At 71.9% G+C, this 17363-nt stretch carries 15 protein-coding genes, 2 tRNA genes and 1 pseudogene; 9 read left to right on the top strand and 9 right to left on the bottom strand.

Translation table 11 applies throughout. The features are described from left to right. Positions 1 to 22 precede the first annotated feature (22 nt). Positions 23 to 640 (top strand): annotated as a pseudogene (locus C7456_RS01225) (2,4-dienoyl-CoA reductase); the annotation flags it as partial. After that, on the top strand, positions 637 to 1449 hold the full coding sequence (locus C7456_RS17420; protein ID WP_245889732.1) for a hypothetical protein: 813 nt from the start codon (positions 637 to 639) through the stop codon (positions 1447 to 1449). The pseudogene C7456_RS01225 and the gene C7456_RS17420, both read left to right, overlap by 4 nt. Positions 1450 to 1858: 409 nt before the next feature. On the opposite strand, the gene C7456_RS01215 is transcribed toward C7456_RS17420, so the two are convergent. Next, positions 1859 to 2098 carry a hypothetical protein gene (locus tag C7456_RS01215; protein ID WP_109721947.1) on the bottom strand — a complete coding sequence of 80 codons (240 nt, stop codon included), beginning with the start codon at positions 2096 to 2098 and terminating at the stop codon, positions 1859 to 1861. A gap of 184 nt (positions 2099 to 2282) precedes the next feature. After that, the gene (locus C7456_RS01210; RefSeq protein ID WP_109721946.1) at positions 2283 to 4220 is read right to left on the bottom strand and encodes a formylglycine-generating enzyme family protein; all 1938 of its coding nucleotides are present in this window, start codon (positions 4218 to 4220) and stop codon (positions 2283 to 2285) included. Positions 4221 to 4322: 102 nt separating this feature from the next. Here C7456_RS01210 and C7456_RS01205 point away from each other — a divergent pair, with 102 nt between their 5' ends. Together C7456_RS01205 and C7456_RS01200 are read left to right on the top strand one after the other, a co-directional pair. After that, positions 4323 to 5435, top strand: coding sequence for a ribonuclease D (locus tag C7456_RS01205; RefSeq protein ID WP_109721945.1), 1113 nt, complete (start codon positions 4323 to 4325; stop codon positions 5433 to 5435). A 52-nt stretch (positions 5436 to 5487) separates the two neighbouring features. Next, positions 5488 to 5563, top strand: a tRNA-Ala gene (locus tag C7456_RS01200). Positions 5564 to 5836: 273 nt separating this feature from the next. Here the strand turns inward: C7456_RS01200 and C7456_RS01195 are convergent. The 4 genes from C7456_RS01195 to C7456_RS01180 all read right to left on the bottom strand — a co-directional run bounded on the left by C7456_RS01195 (position 5837) and on the right by C7456_RS01180 (position 8984). Beyond that, the gene (locus C7456_RS01195) at positions 5837 to 7069 is read right to left on the bottom strand and encodes an MFS transporter (RefSeq protein WP_109721944.1); all 1233 of its coding nucleotides are present in this window, start codon (positions 7067 to 7069) and stop codon (positions 5837 to 5839) included. After that, complete coding sequence (locus C7456_RS01190; protein ID WP_139942868.1) at positions 7066 to 7299, bottom strand: hypothetical protein; 234 nt, start codon at positions 7297 to 7299, stop codon at positions 7066 to 7068. The genes C7456_RS01195 and C7456_RS01190 overlap by 4 nt, the downstream gene beginning before the upstream one ends. 12 nt (positions 7300 to 7311) lie before the next feature. Further along, complete coding sequence (locus C7456_RS01185; RefSeq protein ID WP_211306188.1) at positions 7312 to 7827, bottom strand: cyclophilin-like fold protein; 516 nt, start codon at positions 7825 to 7827, stop codon at positions 7312 to 7314. Between the two features lie 128 nt (positions 7828 to 7955). Continuing rightward, positions 7956 to 8984: an alpha/beta hydrolase gene (locus C7456_RS01180; protein ID WP_109722112.1), complete on the bottom strand. Its 1029-nt coding sequence runs from the start codon at positions 8982 to 8984 to the stop codon at positions 7956 to 7958. Between the two features lie 228 nt (positions 8985 to 9212). Here C7456_RS01180 and C7456_RS01175 point away from each other — a divergent pair, with 228 nt between their 5' ends. The 5 genes from C7456_RS01175 (at position 9213) to C7456_RS01155 (ending at position 14490) form a co-directional block, all read left to right on the top strand. Then, positions 9213 to 10100 (top strand): LysR family transcriptional regulator, encoded by an 888-nt coding sequence (locus C7456_RS01175; RefSeq protein WP_109721941.1) that lies wholly within the window; start codon positions 9213 to 9215, stop codon positions 10098 to 10100. A gap of 133 nt (positions 10101 to 10233) precedes the next feature. After that, on the top strand, positions 10234 to 12417 hold the full coding sequence (locus C7456_RS01170; protein ID WP_109721940.1) for an LTA synthase family protein: 2184 nt from the start codon (positions 10234 to 10236) through the stop codon (positions 12415 to 12417). A gap of 44 nt (positions 12418 to 12461) precedes the next feature. Next, positions 12462 to 12908 (top strand): hypothetical protein, encoded by a 447-nt coding sequence (locus C7456_RS16770; RefSeq protein ID WP_139942867.1) that lies wholly within the window; start codon positions 12462 to 12464, stop codon positions 12906 to 12908. Positions 12909 to 13087: 179 nt separating this feature from the next. After that, entirely contained in the window at positions 13088 to 14197 is a 1110-nt protein-coding gene (locus C7456_RS01160; protein WP_109721938.1) for a glycosyltransferase family 9 protein, read from the top strand. Positions 14198 to 14413: 216 nt separating this feature from the next. Beyond that, positions 14414 to 14490, top strand: a tRNA-Arg gene (locus tag C7456_RS01155). A 116-nt stretch (positions 14491 to 14606) separates the two neighbouring features. Here the strand turns inward: C7456_RS01155 and C7456_RS01150 are convergent. The 3 genes from C7456_RS01150 to C7456_RS01140 form a co-directional block, all read right to left on the bottom strand. Further along, positions 14607 to 15569, bottom strand: coding sequence for an alpha/beta hydrolase (locus C7456_RS01150; protein WP_109721937.1), 963 nt, complete (start codon positions 15567 to 15569; stop codon positions 14607 to 14609). A gap of 41 nt (positions 15570 to 15610) precedes the next feature. Next, positions 15611 to 16423 carry a sterol desaturase family protein gene (locus C7456_RS01145; RefSeq protein WP_109722111.1) on the bottom strand — a complete coding sequence of 271 codons (813 nt, stop codon included), beginning with the start codon at positions 16421 to 16423 and terminating at the stop codon, positions 15611 to 15613. Positions 16424 to 16566: 143 nt separating this feature from the next. Then, a complete protein-coding gene (locus C7456_RS01140; protein ID WP_109721936.1) occupies positions 16567 to 17208 on the bottom strand; it encodes a hypothetical protein in 642 nt (213 codons plus the stop codon). Between the last annotated feature and the right edge of the window lie 155 nt (positions 17209 to 17363).

Raw genomic sequence — 17363 nt, 5'->3', positions numbered from 1 at the left:
CACTCGTCCCAAAATCCGCATCCTCAACTCGGCCGATTTCCAGCGCGGCGGCTTCTCGCCGGAGGATGCGCGGGCCGTGGTGGCGATGCTCGCGCCACTCGGCGTCGACCTGGCCGAGCTCTCCGGCGGCAGCTACGAGGCGCCGGCGATGATGGGCGCCGCGCGGGACGAGCGCACGCTGGCCCGCGAAGCCTACTTCCTCGAGTTCGCCTGCGACATCGCCGGCGTGGCGACGATGCCGCTCATGGTCACGGGCGGCATCCGGCGGCGCGAGGTCGCGGAGAAGGTGCTCGACGGCGGCATCGCCATGGTGGGGATCGCCACCGCGCTCGCCATCGAGCCGGACCTGCCCCGCCGCTGGCGCGCCGGCCAGCCGGCGGCGTCGCGGCTCAGGCCCATCGCCTGGAAGAACAAGCCGCTCGCCGCCTCGGCGCACATGGCGGCCGTCAAGTACCAGCTGCTCCGCCTCGGACGCCAGCGGCGCACGGCGCCCGGCGTCTCGCCGCTCTGGGCGCTGGTCCTCGCGCAGGCGCGGGCGAGGCGCCGCGCCCGCCGCTATCGCCGCTGGATGCAGGCGCGCTCCGCCCGGGCCGACCATGCGCCGGACCACGCCCGGGACGGATGGGCGCCCGATGCTTGACCTCGAAGTCCGGTTCAACGTTACGGTCCCGGCGGGCGACCGGCCTGACCGGGGGCCCGACCGCGAAGGGGCGCCGCATGGCGGATAGGCGATTCACCGAAGTGGAGTTCGGCGGGCACGCGGTCGAGGTGCCGGCCGGCGGGTACTACGACCGCTTCCGGATGAACCCGGACCTGGACCAGGTCGCGCGCGACCCCGCGGCGGGCGACATCGACTTCTTCCACCGGATACCCAAGCGGCTGGTCGACTCCCGCGTCGGCCCCGTCTGGGCGCCGGACTTCTACTACCGCAGCAGCAGCGTCCAGCTGCTCCTGCGGACCCCGATCGACCGGCTGCGCGCGACGCTGCCGACGCCGCTGGAGCCCCTGCGGGCCTTTCCCGGGACCGGGCTGGTTCTTTTCCTATGCGGTCTGCGACAACGATCCCTACGACGAGGCGTCCGTCGCCGTGGTCATCCGCCGGCCGGGCGCGCAGGGCTCGCATGCGCTGGTGGAGCTGCTGGAAGCCATGCGGCGGCGCAGCTTCTTCGCGCACGTGCTGGCGCTGCCCGTCACCACGGAGATCGCGCGGGTGCGCGGCGTGCATGGCTACCAGTTGCCCAAGTGGCTGGCCGAGATCGACGTCGACATCGGCGTCGCGGCGAAGGCCAGCATCGCCGCCACGGGAGGCCGGCCGGATCTGGTCCTGAGCGCGCCGCTCCCGGCCTTGCGGAACGCACGCTCAAGATCTATCCCGGCTACCCGCACGGCATGCACACCACGCACGCCGACGCGATCAACGCCGACCTGCTCGCGTTCATACGCGGCTGACCTCGCGCGCCGGGCGGCGCCGGCATGCTCCGGGCACTTCGCGGGGGGACCTCCGGGTCCCCTCGCCATGCCCTGGGAGCCTGCTCAAAATCTTCCGGGGGAAGATCGCCGGGAAGGCCAGCGGGATGAACCGCGGCCAGGTCGATCGCGGCCGGAGTCCGCTCCCACAGGGGCCTCGCAAGCCTCGTGGGAGCGGCCCCCGGCCGCGATGCCCGACCCTCGCCCGCTCTCCCGCCATGCTGCGTCATCGCGGACCGGCGTTCACGCCTTCGATCTTCCCCGGCCCGCACGCAAGCGTCAGGGAAATCGTTGCGGCCGAATCAGTGATGTCGACCGTCCCGGTGGCGGTACAGATCGGAATCGCCGGGCCGTGAGCACGTCAGCAGCGTAGAAGGCGATGGAAGATGTCTCAGCCGGCCCGGTCCGGCCCGCCCTCGGTGACGTCGTGCCAGCTGCCGTCGCTCTCCTGCACGCTCACCGGCGGATGCGCCCGGCCCCAGGCGCGGATCAGCTTCAGGCGCATGGCGAGCGCGGCCGAGACCGCCTCGTCGCGGCTGGCGTAGGTGCCCACGCGGGCCACCTCGCGGCGCACGATCCACGGCGCTTCCGTGCTGTAGGGAACGAACAGGCGTATGGTTTCCGGCTTCATGGCGCGTCTCCTCGGAAAGCTGTCGAAACAGGGGCCGAGCCTCTCGGTGACGCGAGAGAGGGTGCTGAAGCTGCAGGCAGCCGCCGGCGCGGCTGGCAACCAGTCTCGCAAAACTCCGTGACGAAAAACAGTCGGCCGGATGTCCGCCGCCCGGTGCGCATGTGCCTGCCGCGGCAGGCTTTTCCTACAGCTCGCGCACCACGCGGAAGCCGACGCGGCCGCTGCGCAGGCTGCCGTCGGTGCCCTGCCGGAAGGCCGAGCGCACCTGGTCGGGCGAGCTGCCCCAGGAGCCGCCGCGCACCACGTGCATGCTGCATCCGGGGTTCAGCCAGGCGCCGCCGTCCTGCGGCGCGCGCAGGTAGCTGTCGTGCCAGCAGTCGGCCACCCACTCGGACACGTTGCCGTTGATGTCGTACAGGCCGAACGGGTTGGGCGCGAAGCTCAGCACCGGCGCCGGCCCCCAGTAGCCGTCGCGGTAGCCGGCGAAGGCGTTGCTCCAGCGCCGGCCGCGCGCGGAACGGTCGCCCGAGCCGGTGAGGTTCTCCACCGGCTTGTCCGGCTTGCCGTCGCCCCACCAGTAGCGCGTCGTGGTGCCGCCGCGCAGCGCGTACTCGAACTCGGCCTCGCTGGGCAGGCGGTAGCGCTTGCCGGTGCGCTGGCCGAGCCAGGCGGCGTAGGCCTGGGCGTCGTTCCAGGAGACGTTGACCACCGGCAGGTTGTCCGCCGCGGGATGGCCGGCGTAGTCGTCCTGCCAGTCGGCGCGGGAGTCGTCGCGCAGCGCGCCGGTGCGCTCGTCGTAGACGCTCGCGCCGCCCAGCCGGTCCGAGTCGGGCTGGTAGCCGCTGGCCCGCACGAACTCGCGGAACTGCCCCACGGTGACCGCGCTGCGCGCCATCGCGAAGCCCTTGGCGATGACGACCTCGTGCGCCGGCAGCTCGGCATCGGTGTGCCCATCCTCGTCGTCCGCCGCGCCCATGCGGAAGCGGCCGGTGGGGATCACCACCATCGCCGGCGCCTGGCCGGGCTGGTCCACGAAGCGGTCGCTGAACACCTGGCCCGGCCGGTAGCTGGCGTACAGGCGGGCGTTGGTCAGGCGCTCCTGGAACTCGGCATAGCCTTCCTGCGCGGGATCGATCGCCTTGGCCTGCGTCGCCAGCTGCGCCGCCAGCGCGAGATTGCCGGCGTCCAGCGCGGAATGCGCCTGCGCCATCAGGGCGCCGGCGCGCTGCTGGCGGATGCCGTCGACGCGCGCGCGCGCGTCCTTGAGCTGCTGCGAGCCGGGCTGGATCGCCTCGGCCTGCTGCAGGGCGCGGTCGGCGGCGGCGAAGTCGTTCTGCGCCACCGCGGCCAGCGCGCGGTCGAGCACCACCCGCTGCACCTGGAACACGCCCTGCTCGGCCACCGCGTTCTGCGGATCGAGCTGCTGCACCTGGCGGTAGAGATCCAGCGCGCTCTCCCCGGCCGGCTGGTCCGCCTTGCCCTGCTGCAGCAGGGCCGCGGCGCGGGTCAGGATCGGGCGCACCTGCTGCAGGGTCCTGAGGCTGGCCTCCAGCTGCCGCACCGCACCGGCGCTGTCGGGCAGGCCGCGCAGCGTCTCCAGCAGGTCCTGCGCCGTCTCGGCGTCGCCCAGCGCGATGTCCTGCCCGGCCTGCGCCGCCAGCCGGTCGCGCACCTCGTAGAGGCCGGCGGCGGCCCGGCGGCTGTCGGGCTTGAGCTTGGCGGCCTGGGCGTACAGCGCGGCGGCGCCGTCCTCGCCGGTCAGCCGGCCGGCCTGCAGGGCCTTGGCCGCGCGCTCGACCAGCGCCCGCACCTCCGGGGTGTCCTCGCTGCGCTGCTCGGGCAGGTGCTGGTCGGCTTGGCGCATCCGCTTGGCGATCACCTCGCTGGGCGCGAGCGTCAGCGGCGGGCCGGCCGCCAGCTCGTTGTCCACCACGGCCGGCGCGGAGGTGGCCGGGGCATACGGCAGCGTCGTGCCCGCGGGCACCGCGCGCGACGCCATCCGGCCCGGCTCGACGTGGAACACCCGCGGGAAGAAGTGGTAGACCAGCGCGCCGCCGAGCACGATCACGCCGATCGCCCCTCCCAGGGCGCGCTGGCGGCGGACGGTCTGGTTGCTCGGCATGGTTGGGCGTCCTGCGATGGCCTGCTATCGTGCGCCGCTCACCATATGGCACCCGCCCACGACAGGGCAATGCGCGCGCGTCGCGCCCTCAAGGATTCACGCATGTCACTGACGCCCGCGGCCCCCGCCGCCGCATGGATCGACCGCCGCGCCGGCCTCGACGCCTGGCTGGCCGGACTGCCCGCCGACGCCGCGCTGGGCCTGGACACCGAGTTCATGCGCCGCAACACCTTCTATCCGCAGCTCGCGCTGCTGCAGCTCGGCTGGAACGGCGGCTACGCGCTGGTCGATCCGCTCGCCTTCGACATCGGCCAGTCCCTGCACCCGCTGCGCGAGAGCCGCACCGTGGTGATGCACAGCGCCAGCGAGGACCTGGAGGCGCTCGCGCCGCTGCTGCCCGGCGGCCCGCACGAGCTGTTCGACACCCAGATCGCCGCCGCCTTCGTCGGCATGGGGCTGGGCCTGAGCTACCGCGCGCTGGTCGCGGAACTGGTCGGCGCGGAGCTGGACAAGGGCGAGACGCGCTCGGACTGGCTGCAGCGCCCGCTCACCGAGTCGCAGAAGATCTACGCCACCCTCGACGTGGTGCACCTCGAGCCGGTGCACGCGCAACTGCGCGAGCGCCTGGAGCGGCGCGGCCGCAGCGCCTGGCACGCCGAGGACTGCGCGCGCCTGAAGGCCCGCGCCGGCCAGCGCGCGGCCGATCCGCAGCCGCAGCGCGCCTTCCGCGCCGCCGCGGAATGGCCGGCGGAGAAGCAGGCGCTGCTGCGCCGCATCCTGCTGTGGCGCGAGCGCAGCGCGCGCGAGCTGGACCGCCCGCGCCCGTGGCTGCTGGAGGATGCGCTCGCGCTCGACCTCGCCCAGTCGCCGCCGCGCACGCCGGGCGAGCTGGAGCAGCGCGCGCGCGGCCAGCGCGCGCTGCGCTCGGCGCAACGCGCGCAGTTGTTCGAGCTGCTGGCCGCGCCGGTGGAGGCGGAGGAGATCGCCGCCACCGCGACGATTCCCGGATACCCGCAGGGCCAGGCCAAGCAGGCCCTGGCCGCGATGAAGGACTTCGTCGACCGGCGCGCCGCCGAGCTCGACCTGCCGCCCGGCCTGCTGTGCCCGCGCAAGGTGCTGGAGGAATACGTGGTCACCGCCGAGTGGCCGGACTTCCTCGACGGCTGGCGCCGCGGGCTGCTCGCCGACCGCCTGCCGGCCCTGCTGCCCGGCTGACGCCGAGGGCTTGGCGCCGCGCCGGGGCCCTGCTAACATGCGCGGCTCGCGTGGGGCGGTAGCTCAGCTGGGAGAGCGTCGCGTTCGCAATGCGAAGGTCGGGAGTTCGATCCTCCTCCGCTCCACCAATCGAACCAGCGACTTGGGCCATTCCGCAAGGAATGGCCTTTGTTGTGCGCGTGCGTCGGCCCTCGCCCGCCGTGGCGCGCGATCAGGATGAACTGGGGTCTCCGCGTGCCGGCAGCCTTGGGGCGCACGGGCGGCTCCGGTCAGGCGCTCGGCGCTCTGCCAAGTGGATTGACGGCGGCAGGCGCCGTGCACATAGCGCATCGGCCGGGATGCCTGACGCGATCGCGGAATTTCCGCTAAACCCTGCCTGCGCCCCGGCCCGGCAACATCCGCTACTCCCCCAGACCGGCTTCGCAACGAGCGGCGACGGCATTGACCGGCGCCGTGCGCGACATGGCGCGCGCCGTGCGGACCGCGAGAGCAGCCGCGACGACGAGCAGCACCGAGCTCATGCCGAAGGTCGCCCGATAGCCGCGCAGGTCGAACAGGACGCCTCCCGCCGTCGCGCCCAACGCGATCGAGAGCTGGATGATGGCCACCATCAATCCGCCCCCGGCCTCCGCATCCCGCGGCAGCGTTCGCGCCAGCCAGGTCCACCAGCCCACCGGGGCCGACGTCGCTAGCAGCCCCCAGATGCCAAGCAGCACCGCGGTCGCGGCAACCGAGCCGCCAAGAACGATAAGCGCCAGGGCGACCGCCGCCATCGACACCGGGATGATGGCCAGCGTCCGGTAGAGGCCTTCCTTCAGGCACCGCCCGATCAGGGCGGTGCCGACGAAGCCGGCCACGCCGACGACGAGAAGCATGAGCGAAAGCACGGAGGCCCCGACGCGGGTCACCGTCTCGAGGAACGGCCGCAGGTAGGTGAACAACGCGAACTGCCCCATGAAGAAGAGACTGACCGCCGCCATGCCCAGCGCGACCGAGGGCCGCGCCAGCAGCTTGAGTGCGTTTCCGGAACTCTCCCCGGGCTCGACCTTCATCGGGGGCAGGCTCACCAGCTTCCAGCCGAAGGCGATCGCCGCGACCGGAACGACGCAGAAGAACGCGCCTCGCCATCCGATGATCGCGCCGAGGAAACTGCCCAGAGGCGCGGCGACCACCGTGGCCAGGGCGTTCCCGCCGTTCACGATCGCCAGGGCCCGCGGGACCTGCGCGTCCGGCACCAGCCGCATGGCCGTCGCCGCCGACATCGACCAGAAGCCGCCGATGACCACCCCGATAAGCGCGCGACCGGCCATGAAGAGGAAGTAATTCGGCGCGAAGGCCACGATGGCGCCCGAGACGATCGTCAGCAGGGTCAGCGACAGCAGCAGCGCCTTGCGGTCGAGCCGCCGGGCCAGCGTCGAGATGACGAGGCTGGTCAGCAAGGCGAACGCTCCCGAGACGGAGATGGCCTGGCCGGCGCTGCCCTCGCTGATGTGCAGATCGCGCGCGATCGGCGTCAGCAGGCTGACCGGCATGAACTCGGATGCGATCAGCGCGAACGCGCTGAGCGACATCGCAAACACGGCGCTCCACGCGCCCCTGCCTGCGGCCGCCGTGGAGGGAGCGACGTTCGTCATCGGTGCTTCATCCGTTCGTCGAAGGCGAGGATGGCGCGCCCACGCAGGCCGCCCCCGGCAAGGCGCCGATGGGTGGCCGCCGTCTCGGCCGCGGGGAACGTCGCGGCGACCCGCAACGGCAGAAGCCCGGCGGACGCGCGCACCTGGCCCCGCGCCGGATGCAGCACGGGAAGCTCCATCAGGCGCAGGACCTTGGGGCAGCCACAGTCGTTCGATCCCACTGCGTGCATGCCTTCGATTCCTTATCGCTGGTCGGCGCGGGAGATCGTCACGCGCAGCGGCCCCGGCCGCTCGAGCGCTTCGATGCCGGAGACGATCCTTCCCATCTTGATGAGGCCGCGGGCGTCGGGGCCGGGCCGGTGGAAAAGCGCGAGGTTGCCCCACGGGGCATAAAACGCGATGTCGCCCGCCGCCCCGGCGGCGCTCGCGGGCGCGCCCTCCTGCGAGAGGCGCCCGGGCAGCTCGCCGCTGATCTTCTCGGTGGAATGGAAATCCTGCAGCGTCACGGTCAACGGCAGCAACGCGGCGAAATCCCGCGCCGTCGGGTTGTCGTCCAGGGTCGCCGTCAACGTCGTGGAACCGATGGCCATGCGGATATCCATGCGATGCCTGCCTTCTCGAAAGGGAACGGTTTTCGCTTCCGCCGTTTCCGCGCCACCCGGGGCGGCCGGCGATGCGTTCGCGGAGGCCCCATGGGCCGCAAGCAGGGCGAACAGGAAGCGCGCGGGAACCGCCGGCCTCGCCGCGATACGCGGCATGGCGCGCCATCCGGGGCCTGGACCTCCCGTGCCGTGCTTCACGGGCCGACGCCCGCGACGATCCATCGCTTCGCAAGCGGGCTTCGCATCGTGCCGTCGCATGAACGCGCTCCAGGCTCCCTGGCGAACTACTTCAGGCTGGCCCGGAAGAACGCGGTCAGCTTGCCGAACGGAATGAGGTCGACGCGATCGTAGAGATCCACGTGGCCCGCGCCGGGCACGACGACCAGCTCCTTCGGCTCGCCGGCAAGCCGGTACGCCTCCTCGCTGAATTCCCTGGAGTGCGCGTTCTCGCCCGTGATGAACAGCATCGGACGCGGGGAAATCGTCCCGATGTCGTCGAACGGATAGAAGTTCATGAACTTGACGTTGCTGCTCAGCGTCGGATGCGTGGTCAGCTGCGGCGACGAGCCTGCGGGCGTGAATTCGCCCCGCGGGGTACGGTAGAAGTCGTAGAACTCGCGCTGGATGGCCGGGGTGTCGGGCGTCAGCTCGTGCACCGTCCCGCTGGTGTACCTGGCCTGGCCGCCCGTGAACTCCACGTAGCGCTGCTCCGCCGCTTCCGCGAGGATCTTCCTGCGCTGTTCGAGCGTCTGCGAATGACCGAGCCCGTTGCGGTTCGCGGCGCCCATGTCGTACATGCTGACCGTCGCGACCGCCTTCATGCGCGGGTCGATCTTCGCCGCGCTGATGACGAAGCTGCCGCTGCCGCAGATGCCGAGCACGCCGATCCGGTTCCTGTCGACGAACGGCCGCGTGCCCAGGTAGTCCACCGCCGCGCTGAACGCCTCGGCATAGATGTCCGGCGCGACGGCGTTGCGCGGCTGGCCCTCGCTCTCGCCCCAGAACGACTGGTCGATCGCCAGGGTGACGAAGCCCTGCTCGGCCAGCTTTTGCGCATACAGGTTCGAGCTCTGCTCCTTCACCGCGCCCATCGGGTGGCCGACGACGATCGCGGCATACCTGACGCCCGGCTTCAGGTCCCTGGGCGTGAACAGGTTCCCGACGACCTTCATCTTGTACTGGTTGTCGAAGCTGACCTTCCGCAAGGTCACCTTGTCGCTCCTGTAGAAGTTGTCTGCGCCCTTGGACATGTCTTGCCCCATTGCAATGGATGCGCTGGCGAGAAGGGCCAACGCGAGAAGCAGCTTTTTCATCGGTCTTTCCTCGATCGCGCCCACCAGGGCGTTGTCGATCACGAAGCGGCATTCGGCGTCGCCCGCATGGGCGCCATGGGCCTTGACGCGCATCGAAAGCGCTCCCGTCCCATGCCATGCCCATGGCGGACATGGATAGTGTGACCGGGAGGAATCACCTTGATTAGACGATGAATGCTTCTATGGCCAATTAGTGAATCTAATCAATGCTTCGTGCCAGACTGGGCCATGGCACGACGCAACCTCAACGATCTGCTGGCCTTCGTGACCGTCGCGCGGGAAGGCAGCTTCACCCGCGCCGCGGCGCTGCTGGGCGTGACGCAATCGGCCCTCAGCCAGGCGATCCGCGGCCTGGAGACGCAGCTCGACATCCGCCTGCTCACGCGCACCACGCGCAGCGTTTCGCCCACGCCGGCCGGGGAGCGCCTGCTGCGGGCGATCGGCCATCGTCTCGACGAGATCGAGTCCGAGCTGGACGCGCTGACCGCATTGCGCGACAAGCCGGCCGGCACCGTGCGCATCACCAGCGGCGATCACGTATTGCGAACGACGCTGCTGCCCAAGCTCATGCCGCTGCTGCACGAGTATCCCGACATCCGGATCGAGTTCGACGTCAGCTACGGGCTCAGGGACATCGTCGCCGACCGCTTCGATGCGGGCGTGCGCCTGGGCGACACCATCGACAAGGACATGATCGCGGTGCCGATCGGCCCCAGGCTGCGGATGGCCGCCGTCGCCTCGCCGGCCTACTTCGCCGCAAATCCCGTCCCCAAGACGCCGCGCGACCTGGTGGACCATCGCTGCATCAACCTGCGCTTCCCGACGCGCGGGGGACTCTACGTGTGGGAATTCGAACGCCGCGGCCGCCCGTTGAACGTTCGCGTCGACGGGCAGCTCATCTTCAACACGTCGCCCCACATCGTCATCGCGGCGCTCGACGGGCTCGGCATCGCGTTCCTGCCGGAAGAAGAATTTGCGCCGCACATCGGGGAAGGGCGCCTGGTGCGTGTGCTCGAAGACTGGTGCCCGCCCTTCTCCGGCTACCACCTGTACTACCCGAGCCGCCGGCAGCCTTCACCCGCATTCACCCTGGTGGTCGACGCGCTGCGCGTATAGCCGGACTGACGCGGCTGCACCCCGTGCGGGCGCTCCGCCTGATGGCGGAGAAGCCCGCGGGAAGCCCTAAGCCAAAGCTAAGAAGTGCTTCCTACCCTAGGCGGCTGCGATCCCGCATGCGACCTCCAGCGCCATGCCCGCCACCTCCGAGACAGCCGCGCTGCGGCAGCGCTTCCTCCCGCTCGCCTGGTTCGGCCTCTGCTTCCTCGCCATCGCCTCCGCCGTGCGCCTGCTGCTGCTCGCCAAGGCCGGCGCGGGCGTGCCGCACACCCCGCCGAACCTGCTCTACATCTTCGGCGTCGGCCTCGGCTACGACCTGGCCACCTTCGTCTACGTGGCCTGGCCGATGGTGCTGTTCCTGTGGCTGGTGCCCACGCGCGACGGCGCGCGCGGCCGCTGGGCGCGCTGGGGCCTCTACGCCGCGGCGCTGCTGGCGCTGTGCCTGGCGGCCCTGGGCGCGCTGCACCTGCTCTACCAGGCGACGCTGAAGCAGACCTGGCCGGTCCTGCTGCTGTTCCTCTACCTGCTGCCGCTGGCGGCGTTCACCTACGCCTCGCGCGCCGGCCAGCGCGTGCTGTATGCCTTCGGCTACCTGGCGCTGTTCTTCCTGCTGTTCGTCGGCACCGCGGAATGGGTGTTCTGGGACGAGTTCGGCACCCGCTTCAACTTCATCGCGGTGGACTACCTCGTCTACACCGACGAGGTGGTCGGCAACATCGAGCAGTCCTATCCGATGGCGCGCTGGCTGTCGCTGATGGCGCTGGCCGCCGCGGGGCTGCTGCTGCTGACGCGGCGGGGCCTGCGCGCGCGCGACGACGGCTCGCGCTGGACCGGCCGCTCGCTGGTCGCGCTGGGCTGGGCGGCGGCGACGGTGCTGGTCACCGTCGCGGTGAACGCCGACATGAAGGACCGTTTCGAGAACCCCTACATCAACGCCCTGGCCGGCAACGGCATCTACCAGTTCTTCGCGGCCTTCCGCGGCAACCGGCTCGACTACCGCGGTTTCTATCCCGCCCTGCCGCAGGACAAGGCCTATGCCGTCCTGCGCCGCGAGCTGGCCACGCCGGATGCGACCTTCATCGGCGCCGGTCCGCGCGACCTCGCGCGGGAGATCCGCAACGCGGGCCCGGAGAAGCATCTCAACGTCGTGCTGATCAGCGTCGAGAGCCTGTCCGGCAGCTACCTGGCGCACTTCGGCAACACCAAGGGGCTGACGCCGAACCTCGACGCGCTGGCCGACCAGGGCCTGTTCTACACGCGCCTCTACGCCAACGGCACGCGCACGGTGCGCGGCCTGGAGGCGCTGGCGCTGTCGGTGCCGCCCACGCCGGGCGACTCGCTGGTGCGCCAGCCCGGCAACGAAGGGCTGTTCTCGCTGGCCGACGTGTTCGACGTGCGCGGCTATGCGTCGGAGTTCGTCTACGGCGGCTTCGGCTACTTCGACAACATGGACTACTTCTTCGCGCACAACGGCTACGCCGCGGTGGACCGCGACGCGATCCCGAAGGACATGCCCATCCACGGCGAGAACGTGTGGGGCGTCTCCGACGAGGACCTGTTCACGCTGGCGATGCGCCGGATGGACGCCATCCACGCCAGCGGCAGGCCGTTCTTCCTGCACGTGATGACCACCTCCAACCACCGGCCCTACACCTTCCCGGCGGGTCGCGTGGACGCGCCGCAGGGCCACCGCCTCGGCGCGGTGAAGTACACCGACTGGGCGCTCGGCGACTTCATCCGGCGCATGCGCGAGAAGCCCTACTTCGACGACACCGTGTTCGTGATCACCGCCGACCACTGCGCCGACAGCGCGGGCGACACCGCGATCCCGGTGGACAAGTACCACATCCCGCTGATCGTCTACGCGCCGAAGCACTTCCAGCCGCGCCGCATCGACACGCTGATGGCGCAGATCGACATACCGCCCACCCTGCTCGGCCTGCTCGACTTCAGCTACCGCAGCCGCTTCTTCGGCCGCGACATCGCCCGCGTGCCGGCCGGGGACGGGCACGCCTTCCCTTCCACCTACCAGAAGCTCGGCTTCCTGCAGGAGGACCGGCTCACCATCCTCTATCCGCCGGAACGGGCCGAGCAGGTGCGCCCCGACTTCGCGACCGGCGGGGCGACGCCGCTGCCCGCCGACGAGGCGGCGCTCGAGCAGGCCATCGCCGCCTACCAGGTGGCGGCCGAATCCTTCCGCGACGGCGGCATGCGCTGGCGGAAGGAGGACGGAACGCCGGTCGCCCCCGCCGACGGGACGCAGGCAGCGCCCACGCCGCAGCACCGGCGTAACCGGGACGACACGGATGCCCACTAGCTTGGCCGGCATGGCCGGCGCGCCGCGCGCCGGGAGGGGGGGTCTTGGAATTGCCGCAGAACGAAGCGTTCGCCCATAAGCCTCCGCTAAGCATGCGGGTGCATCTTCGCCGGAGTGTGGACGGAGAACGCGCCTTGTCTCGCCGACTTCCCTGCGACGTCCTGTTCGAGAACGCCAGCTACCTGGTGGCGCGACGGATGCCCATGCGCCTCGGGGCATGGTGGAGCAGCTTCTACGTGGTGTCGAAGGCCGACGGCAGGCTCGTCAAGGCCAGCGGCGCCGAGAAGCTCCACCTGCTTGCTGCGCTGCGCGAACTGAAGCGCGACGGCGCGCGCGAAGGCGCCGAGGCCGGCCTGCTCGAAAACTTCGCCGCGGCGGTGGCCGGGCGCGGCCCGGCAACGTGGCGGACGTTCTTCCGCCCCGCGGCGGCGCGAGGCCGGGCGACCGCGCCGGAACAGGTCGGCAAGCGGCACCGTTCCCGTCCCGCCTGACCGGCGCGTCGTCCGCGGCGAGGCCGCCCGATCTCCCGCGACGTGTCCGCCGCACCCGCTCCACCGCACGCCGGCAGGCATCGGCCCGAGCCCGGCCCCGGCAGGCCAACCGCGAGGGTCAGCCTTCGCCCGGCGACGCAGCGCCTCGAGGGCCGGTCATCCAGAAACTCCCGAAACCCATGTTCACGTCGATCCAGGTCACCCACGAGCCCAGGCCCGTCGCGAAGCGCGTTCCCCTGCATGGCCGGCTCCATGCGTTCAGGCGCCGCATCGTCGCCTGGTGCGTGCGCAGGCTGCTGCCGCGGCCTCCCAACGTCGTCGGCGCCGGACAGCTGCCCCGCGCCGGGATCCACCGGATCCTGCTCTGCCGGCCGAACCACCGGCTGGGCAACACGGTCCTGACCACGCCGCTGATGGCCGAGCTGGAGCGGCAATTCCCGGGCGCGGAAGTCGACGTGCTCGGCTCCGGCGCCGCCTGCCGGGGCATCTATGCCGGCTTCGCCTCGCTCGGGCAGCTCTTCCTCCTCGAGCGGCGCGCGCTGGCGCATCCGCTGTCCACCCTCGCCACGCTGCGCAAGCTGCGCGCGAAGCGCTACGACTTGGTGATCCATGCCGCCGCCGGCTCCTCCTCGGGCCGCATCGCGGCGGCCATGGCCAGGGCGCGCTTCCAGTTGCACGCCGACGCCGCCGGCATGCCGCCGTCGGCGCACTTCGCCGCGCGTCCCGTCCAGGCGCTGCGCTGGGCGCTGGGCGCCGACCCGTCGCTCCCGCCGCCACCGCCGGACCTGCGCCTGACGGCGGCCGAACGCGAGACGGCCCGGCATACCCTGCGCCAGGTGCTGCAGGGCGACGCCGGCGAAGAGCGCACGCCCGTGCTGGTGGTCTTCCCCAACGCGACCGGCTCGAAGTGCCTCGACGCCGCATGGTGGAGGATTTTCCTGGACGAGCTGCTCCGCCACGTCGGGCCGCGCCGGGTCGTCGAGCTGGTTCCCGCCGACGGGCGATCGCGCCTCGACCACGCCTTTCCCACCTATTTCACCAGCGACCCGCGCCGGCTGGCCGCCTTCATCGAGGCCGCCGGCACCTACGTCAGCGCGGATTGCGGCGTCATGCACCTGGCCGCCGCGACCGGCGCGACCACCATCGGCCTGTTCGGCGCCACCGACCCGCGACGCTACGCCCCCTATGGCGGACGCAACGCGGGCTTCGCCTGCGGGGACGGCGACGCCACGGCCACGGCCTTCCAGGTCGCCCGGCACCTGCTGGCCGGCGGCGGGACGGACAGCTAGCGCACGGCATCGCCGCGGTTCCCGCTCGGCACGCCGACGTGCGGCCGCCACCCCGCCCGGCCGGCGACCGAGCGCCGAATTGCATCCAGCCGTCATCGACATGCCATCGATGGCGGCTCCACTCGCAACGGGCCCCCGGAAGCAGCCATGCCGTGCCACGGGAACGACGGGCGCTTCGTTTTGTGCACCGCCGCCGCTATGCTTGGCGACCGGCACGGGGCTGTAGCTCAGTTGGATAGAGCGGTCGCCTCCTAAGCGACAGGTCGTGGGTTCGAATCCCGCCAGTCCCACCAATCCCCGTCCAGCGACCTCATCGTTCTCCTCGAAAGCGGTGGCAGGCATCCTGCCGTTGCGGGTCGACAGCCCCTACGGAAGCGCTCCGTGCACGCCCGTCGCGCGACGCAAGAGCTCAGCGCAGCGCGCCATCGACACCCCCGCGCACCCGGGCGGCCGGTTGCCCCAGCAGTTGCGCGACGCGCGGGTCGAGGCCGGCAAGGAAACGCTCGACCCGGCGCGTGTATTGCGAATCCAGGCCCAGCTCGCGGTTGATCTCGCCATGCCCCAGGTCCTCCTCCAGCACTTCCGCGCGCGTGCCCAGCGCGTTCGCCCTGGCGGCGAAGCGCTGCGCCGAAGGGCAGGACTCGAGCCGGCGTGACGAGCACACGGCGAGGACCGGCGCGCCGCGCGCCTGCAGCTGCTGCAGCGGCGACAGCGCCGTCCACTGCGCCGGGTCATGGCCGAACGCATGGTCGTAAAGCGGGAAGTGCGGCCCCTGCATGATCGCCGGCACGTCCAGCGCCGCGCTGTCCAGGAGCACGGTGCCCAGCCAGGGCGAGGCGCCGCGGCCGAAGGCGAGCGACGGCCGCGCCGCCAGCAGGGCGACCAGATGGGCGCCGGCCGAATGGCCCATCAGCACGACGCGGCGGCCGTCGCCGCCCCACTCGGCCGCGCGCCGCTGGACCGAGGCCAGCGCCCGCGCCACGTCGTCGAGCTGCGCGTGCAGGTCGGCCCGCGGCAGCAGGCGGTAATTCACCGACACCACCACGAAGCCGCGCGCGCCCCAGCGCGCGAGCTTGTTCACGACCACGCCCGGCATGGCCTTGTCGCCCCGTCGCCAGCCGCCGCCGTGGACCATCACGATGACCGGCGCATCGTGGGCGCCGGCGGGGGCGTACACGTCGTAGCGCTGCAGCGGGTCGTCGCCGTAGGCCACGTCGCGGAGCTGCCGCGTGCCGGCGGGCGCGACCACGCCCGCCGGCATGGCCGCGGCATGCACGCCGTCCATCCGCGCCTGCGGGGCGCTCCACGACGCCAGCGCGCCCAGCCATGCCAGGGCCACCAGCCATCCCACCGTCTTGCCGTGCTGACTCATCGTCGTCGCCTCGCGCTCCCGCGCAGTCTGCCGGATGTCGTTCAAGGGCGGCCCAGCGCCACGCGCAGGGCCGTCCGCAGGTCGGTCGCCCCGCGCAGGGCGGCCAGCAGGCGCCGCCATTCGCCGAACGCGATGCGCCACGGATGGCGCGTGCCGAGTGGGTGGGCCAGCCCGTAGCGGATCGGCTCGTCCGCGCGCTCCGCGACGAGGGTGCCGAACAGGCGGTCGAACACGATCAGCACGCCGCCGAAGTTGCAGTCGAGGTAGGCGGCGTTGCTGGCGTGGTGCACGCGGTGGTGCGCCGGCGTGTTGAGCACCCACTCCAGCGGCCCGAGCCGGCCGACGGCCTCGGTGTGCAGGAAGAACTGGTAGTGCAGGTCGAACGCCAGCAGCGCCGCGATCATGCGCGGATCGAGGCCGGCCAGCGCCAGCGGCAGGTAGAACAGCCAGCCCAGCGAGAACAGGTTGGTCCAGCCCAGCCGCAGCGCGGACGGCAGGGTCATCTGCTCGGGCGTGTGGTGCACCGCGTGGTTGGCCCACAGCCAGCGCACGGCGTGGCTGCAGCGGTGGAACCAGTAGTAGGCGAACTCCACCAGCACGAAGCCGGCGAGCCAGCTGCGCCAGTCGTCGAGCGGCCAGTGCACGGGTGCCAGGCGAGAGACCGCCGCATACGCCATGCCGACGACCACCGCGCCCATCGCGCCGGCGACGAGGTTGCCGGCGGCCACGCCCAGCGAGGCCGCGGCTTCATGGACGTCGTAGCCGCGCCTGCCGAAGTGCCGCCAGGCCGCTTCGGCGAGCACCAGCAGCAGCATCGCGGCGAGCAGGCCGTGGTGGCGTTGTCCATGCAGCATGCGGTTCTCCTCGAAGGCCCGCCCGCGTGCGACCAGCGCCACGCGGACAGGCAGGCGGCGACCGGAATGGCGGCGTGGCGCCCGGGAACGGGAATGCCCCGGAAGGCATCCGCCCCGTCCCTGGGACGGACGCCGGGGACGGGTCACGGGCAGGCGATCGCGTTGCCCTGCGCGTCCGTGCAGCTGCCGCTGTGGGTCACGCCCTGCCCCCTGGTGTAGCTGGTCTGGCCCGTGTAGGTGTCGCCGCTGGCGTCGGTGATCGTGGTCTGGTGCGTGGCGGTGCCGTTGGAAGCGGTGGTGCTGCCGTTGTAGCTGCCGCGTGCGCCGCTGGCGCTGGTCTGGCGGCTGGCATTCCAGCTGCCGTCGGCGTCGCGGTCGTAGCCGCCGCTGCGGCTGTAGCTGCCGCCCGCCGCGGTATGGGCCTGCTGCTGGAAGCTGCCCTGGGCCGAGCCGTCCGCGTCGCGCGTGTAGCTGTTGCTGCCGCTGAAGCCGCCGCCGTTGGCGCCGTTGACGCGGGTGCCGCCCTGGTGCCGCACGCTGCCGTCCGGGTTCACCGAGGTGTAGGCGCCGTGCGCGGCGGTGCCGCTGGGGCCGGCGACGCGCGTCCCGCGGACATGCGTCAGTCCGCCCTGGCCGTTGCGGAAGGTCGCCCCGGCATGGCCGGCCTGGCGGAGGGGGCCGGCGGCGCGGAAGCCATGGACGCCGGCGCTGGCCGGCAGGGCGCTGCCGGCGGCGAGGCAGAACGCGAGCAGCGGGACGATGCGGAGACGGGATGTGGTGGCCATGCGTGACTCCTGTTCGTTCGAGGAAAGCCGGACGGACCCGGCGGCGTGGCGCCACTTTCCTCCCCGCCGGCGCCGAAGGTGTGTCCGGCGCGCCGGCCGCTGTGAAGAGATGTTGCGGCCGCCGCCTCCGGAAACATTCGCTTGCAAAGCGCCCG

Origin of the sequence: Fulvimonas soli (assembly GCF_003148905.1) — a bacterium.
Lineage (GTDB): Bacteria > Pseudomonadota > Gammaproteobacteria > Xanthomonadales > Rhodanobacteraceae > Fulvimonas > Fulvimonas soli.
This window is presented reverse-complemented; position numbering and strand designations above follow the sequence as displayed.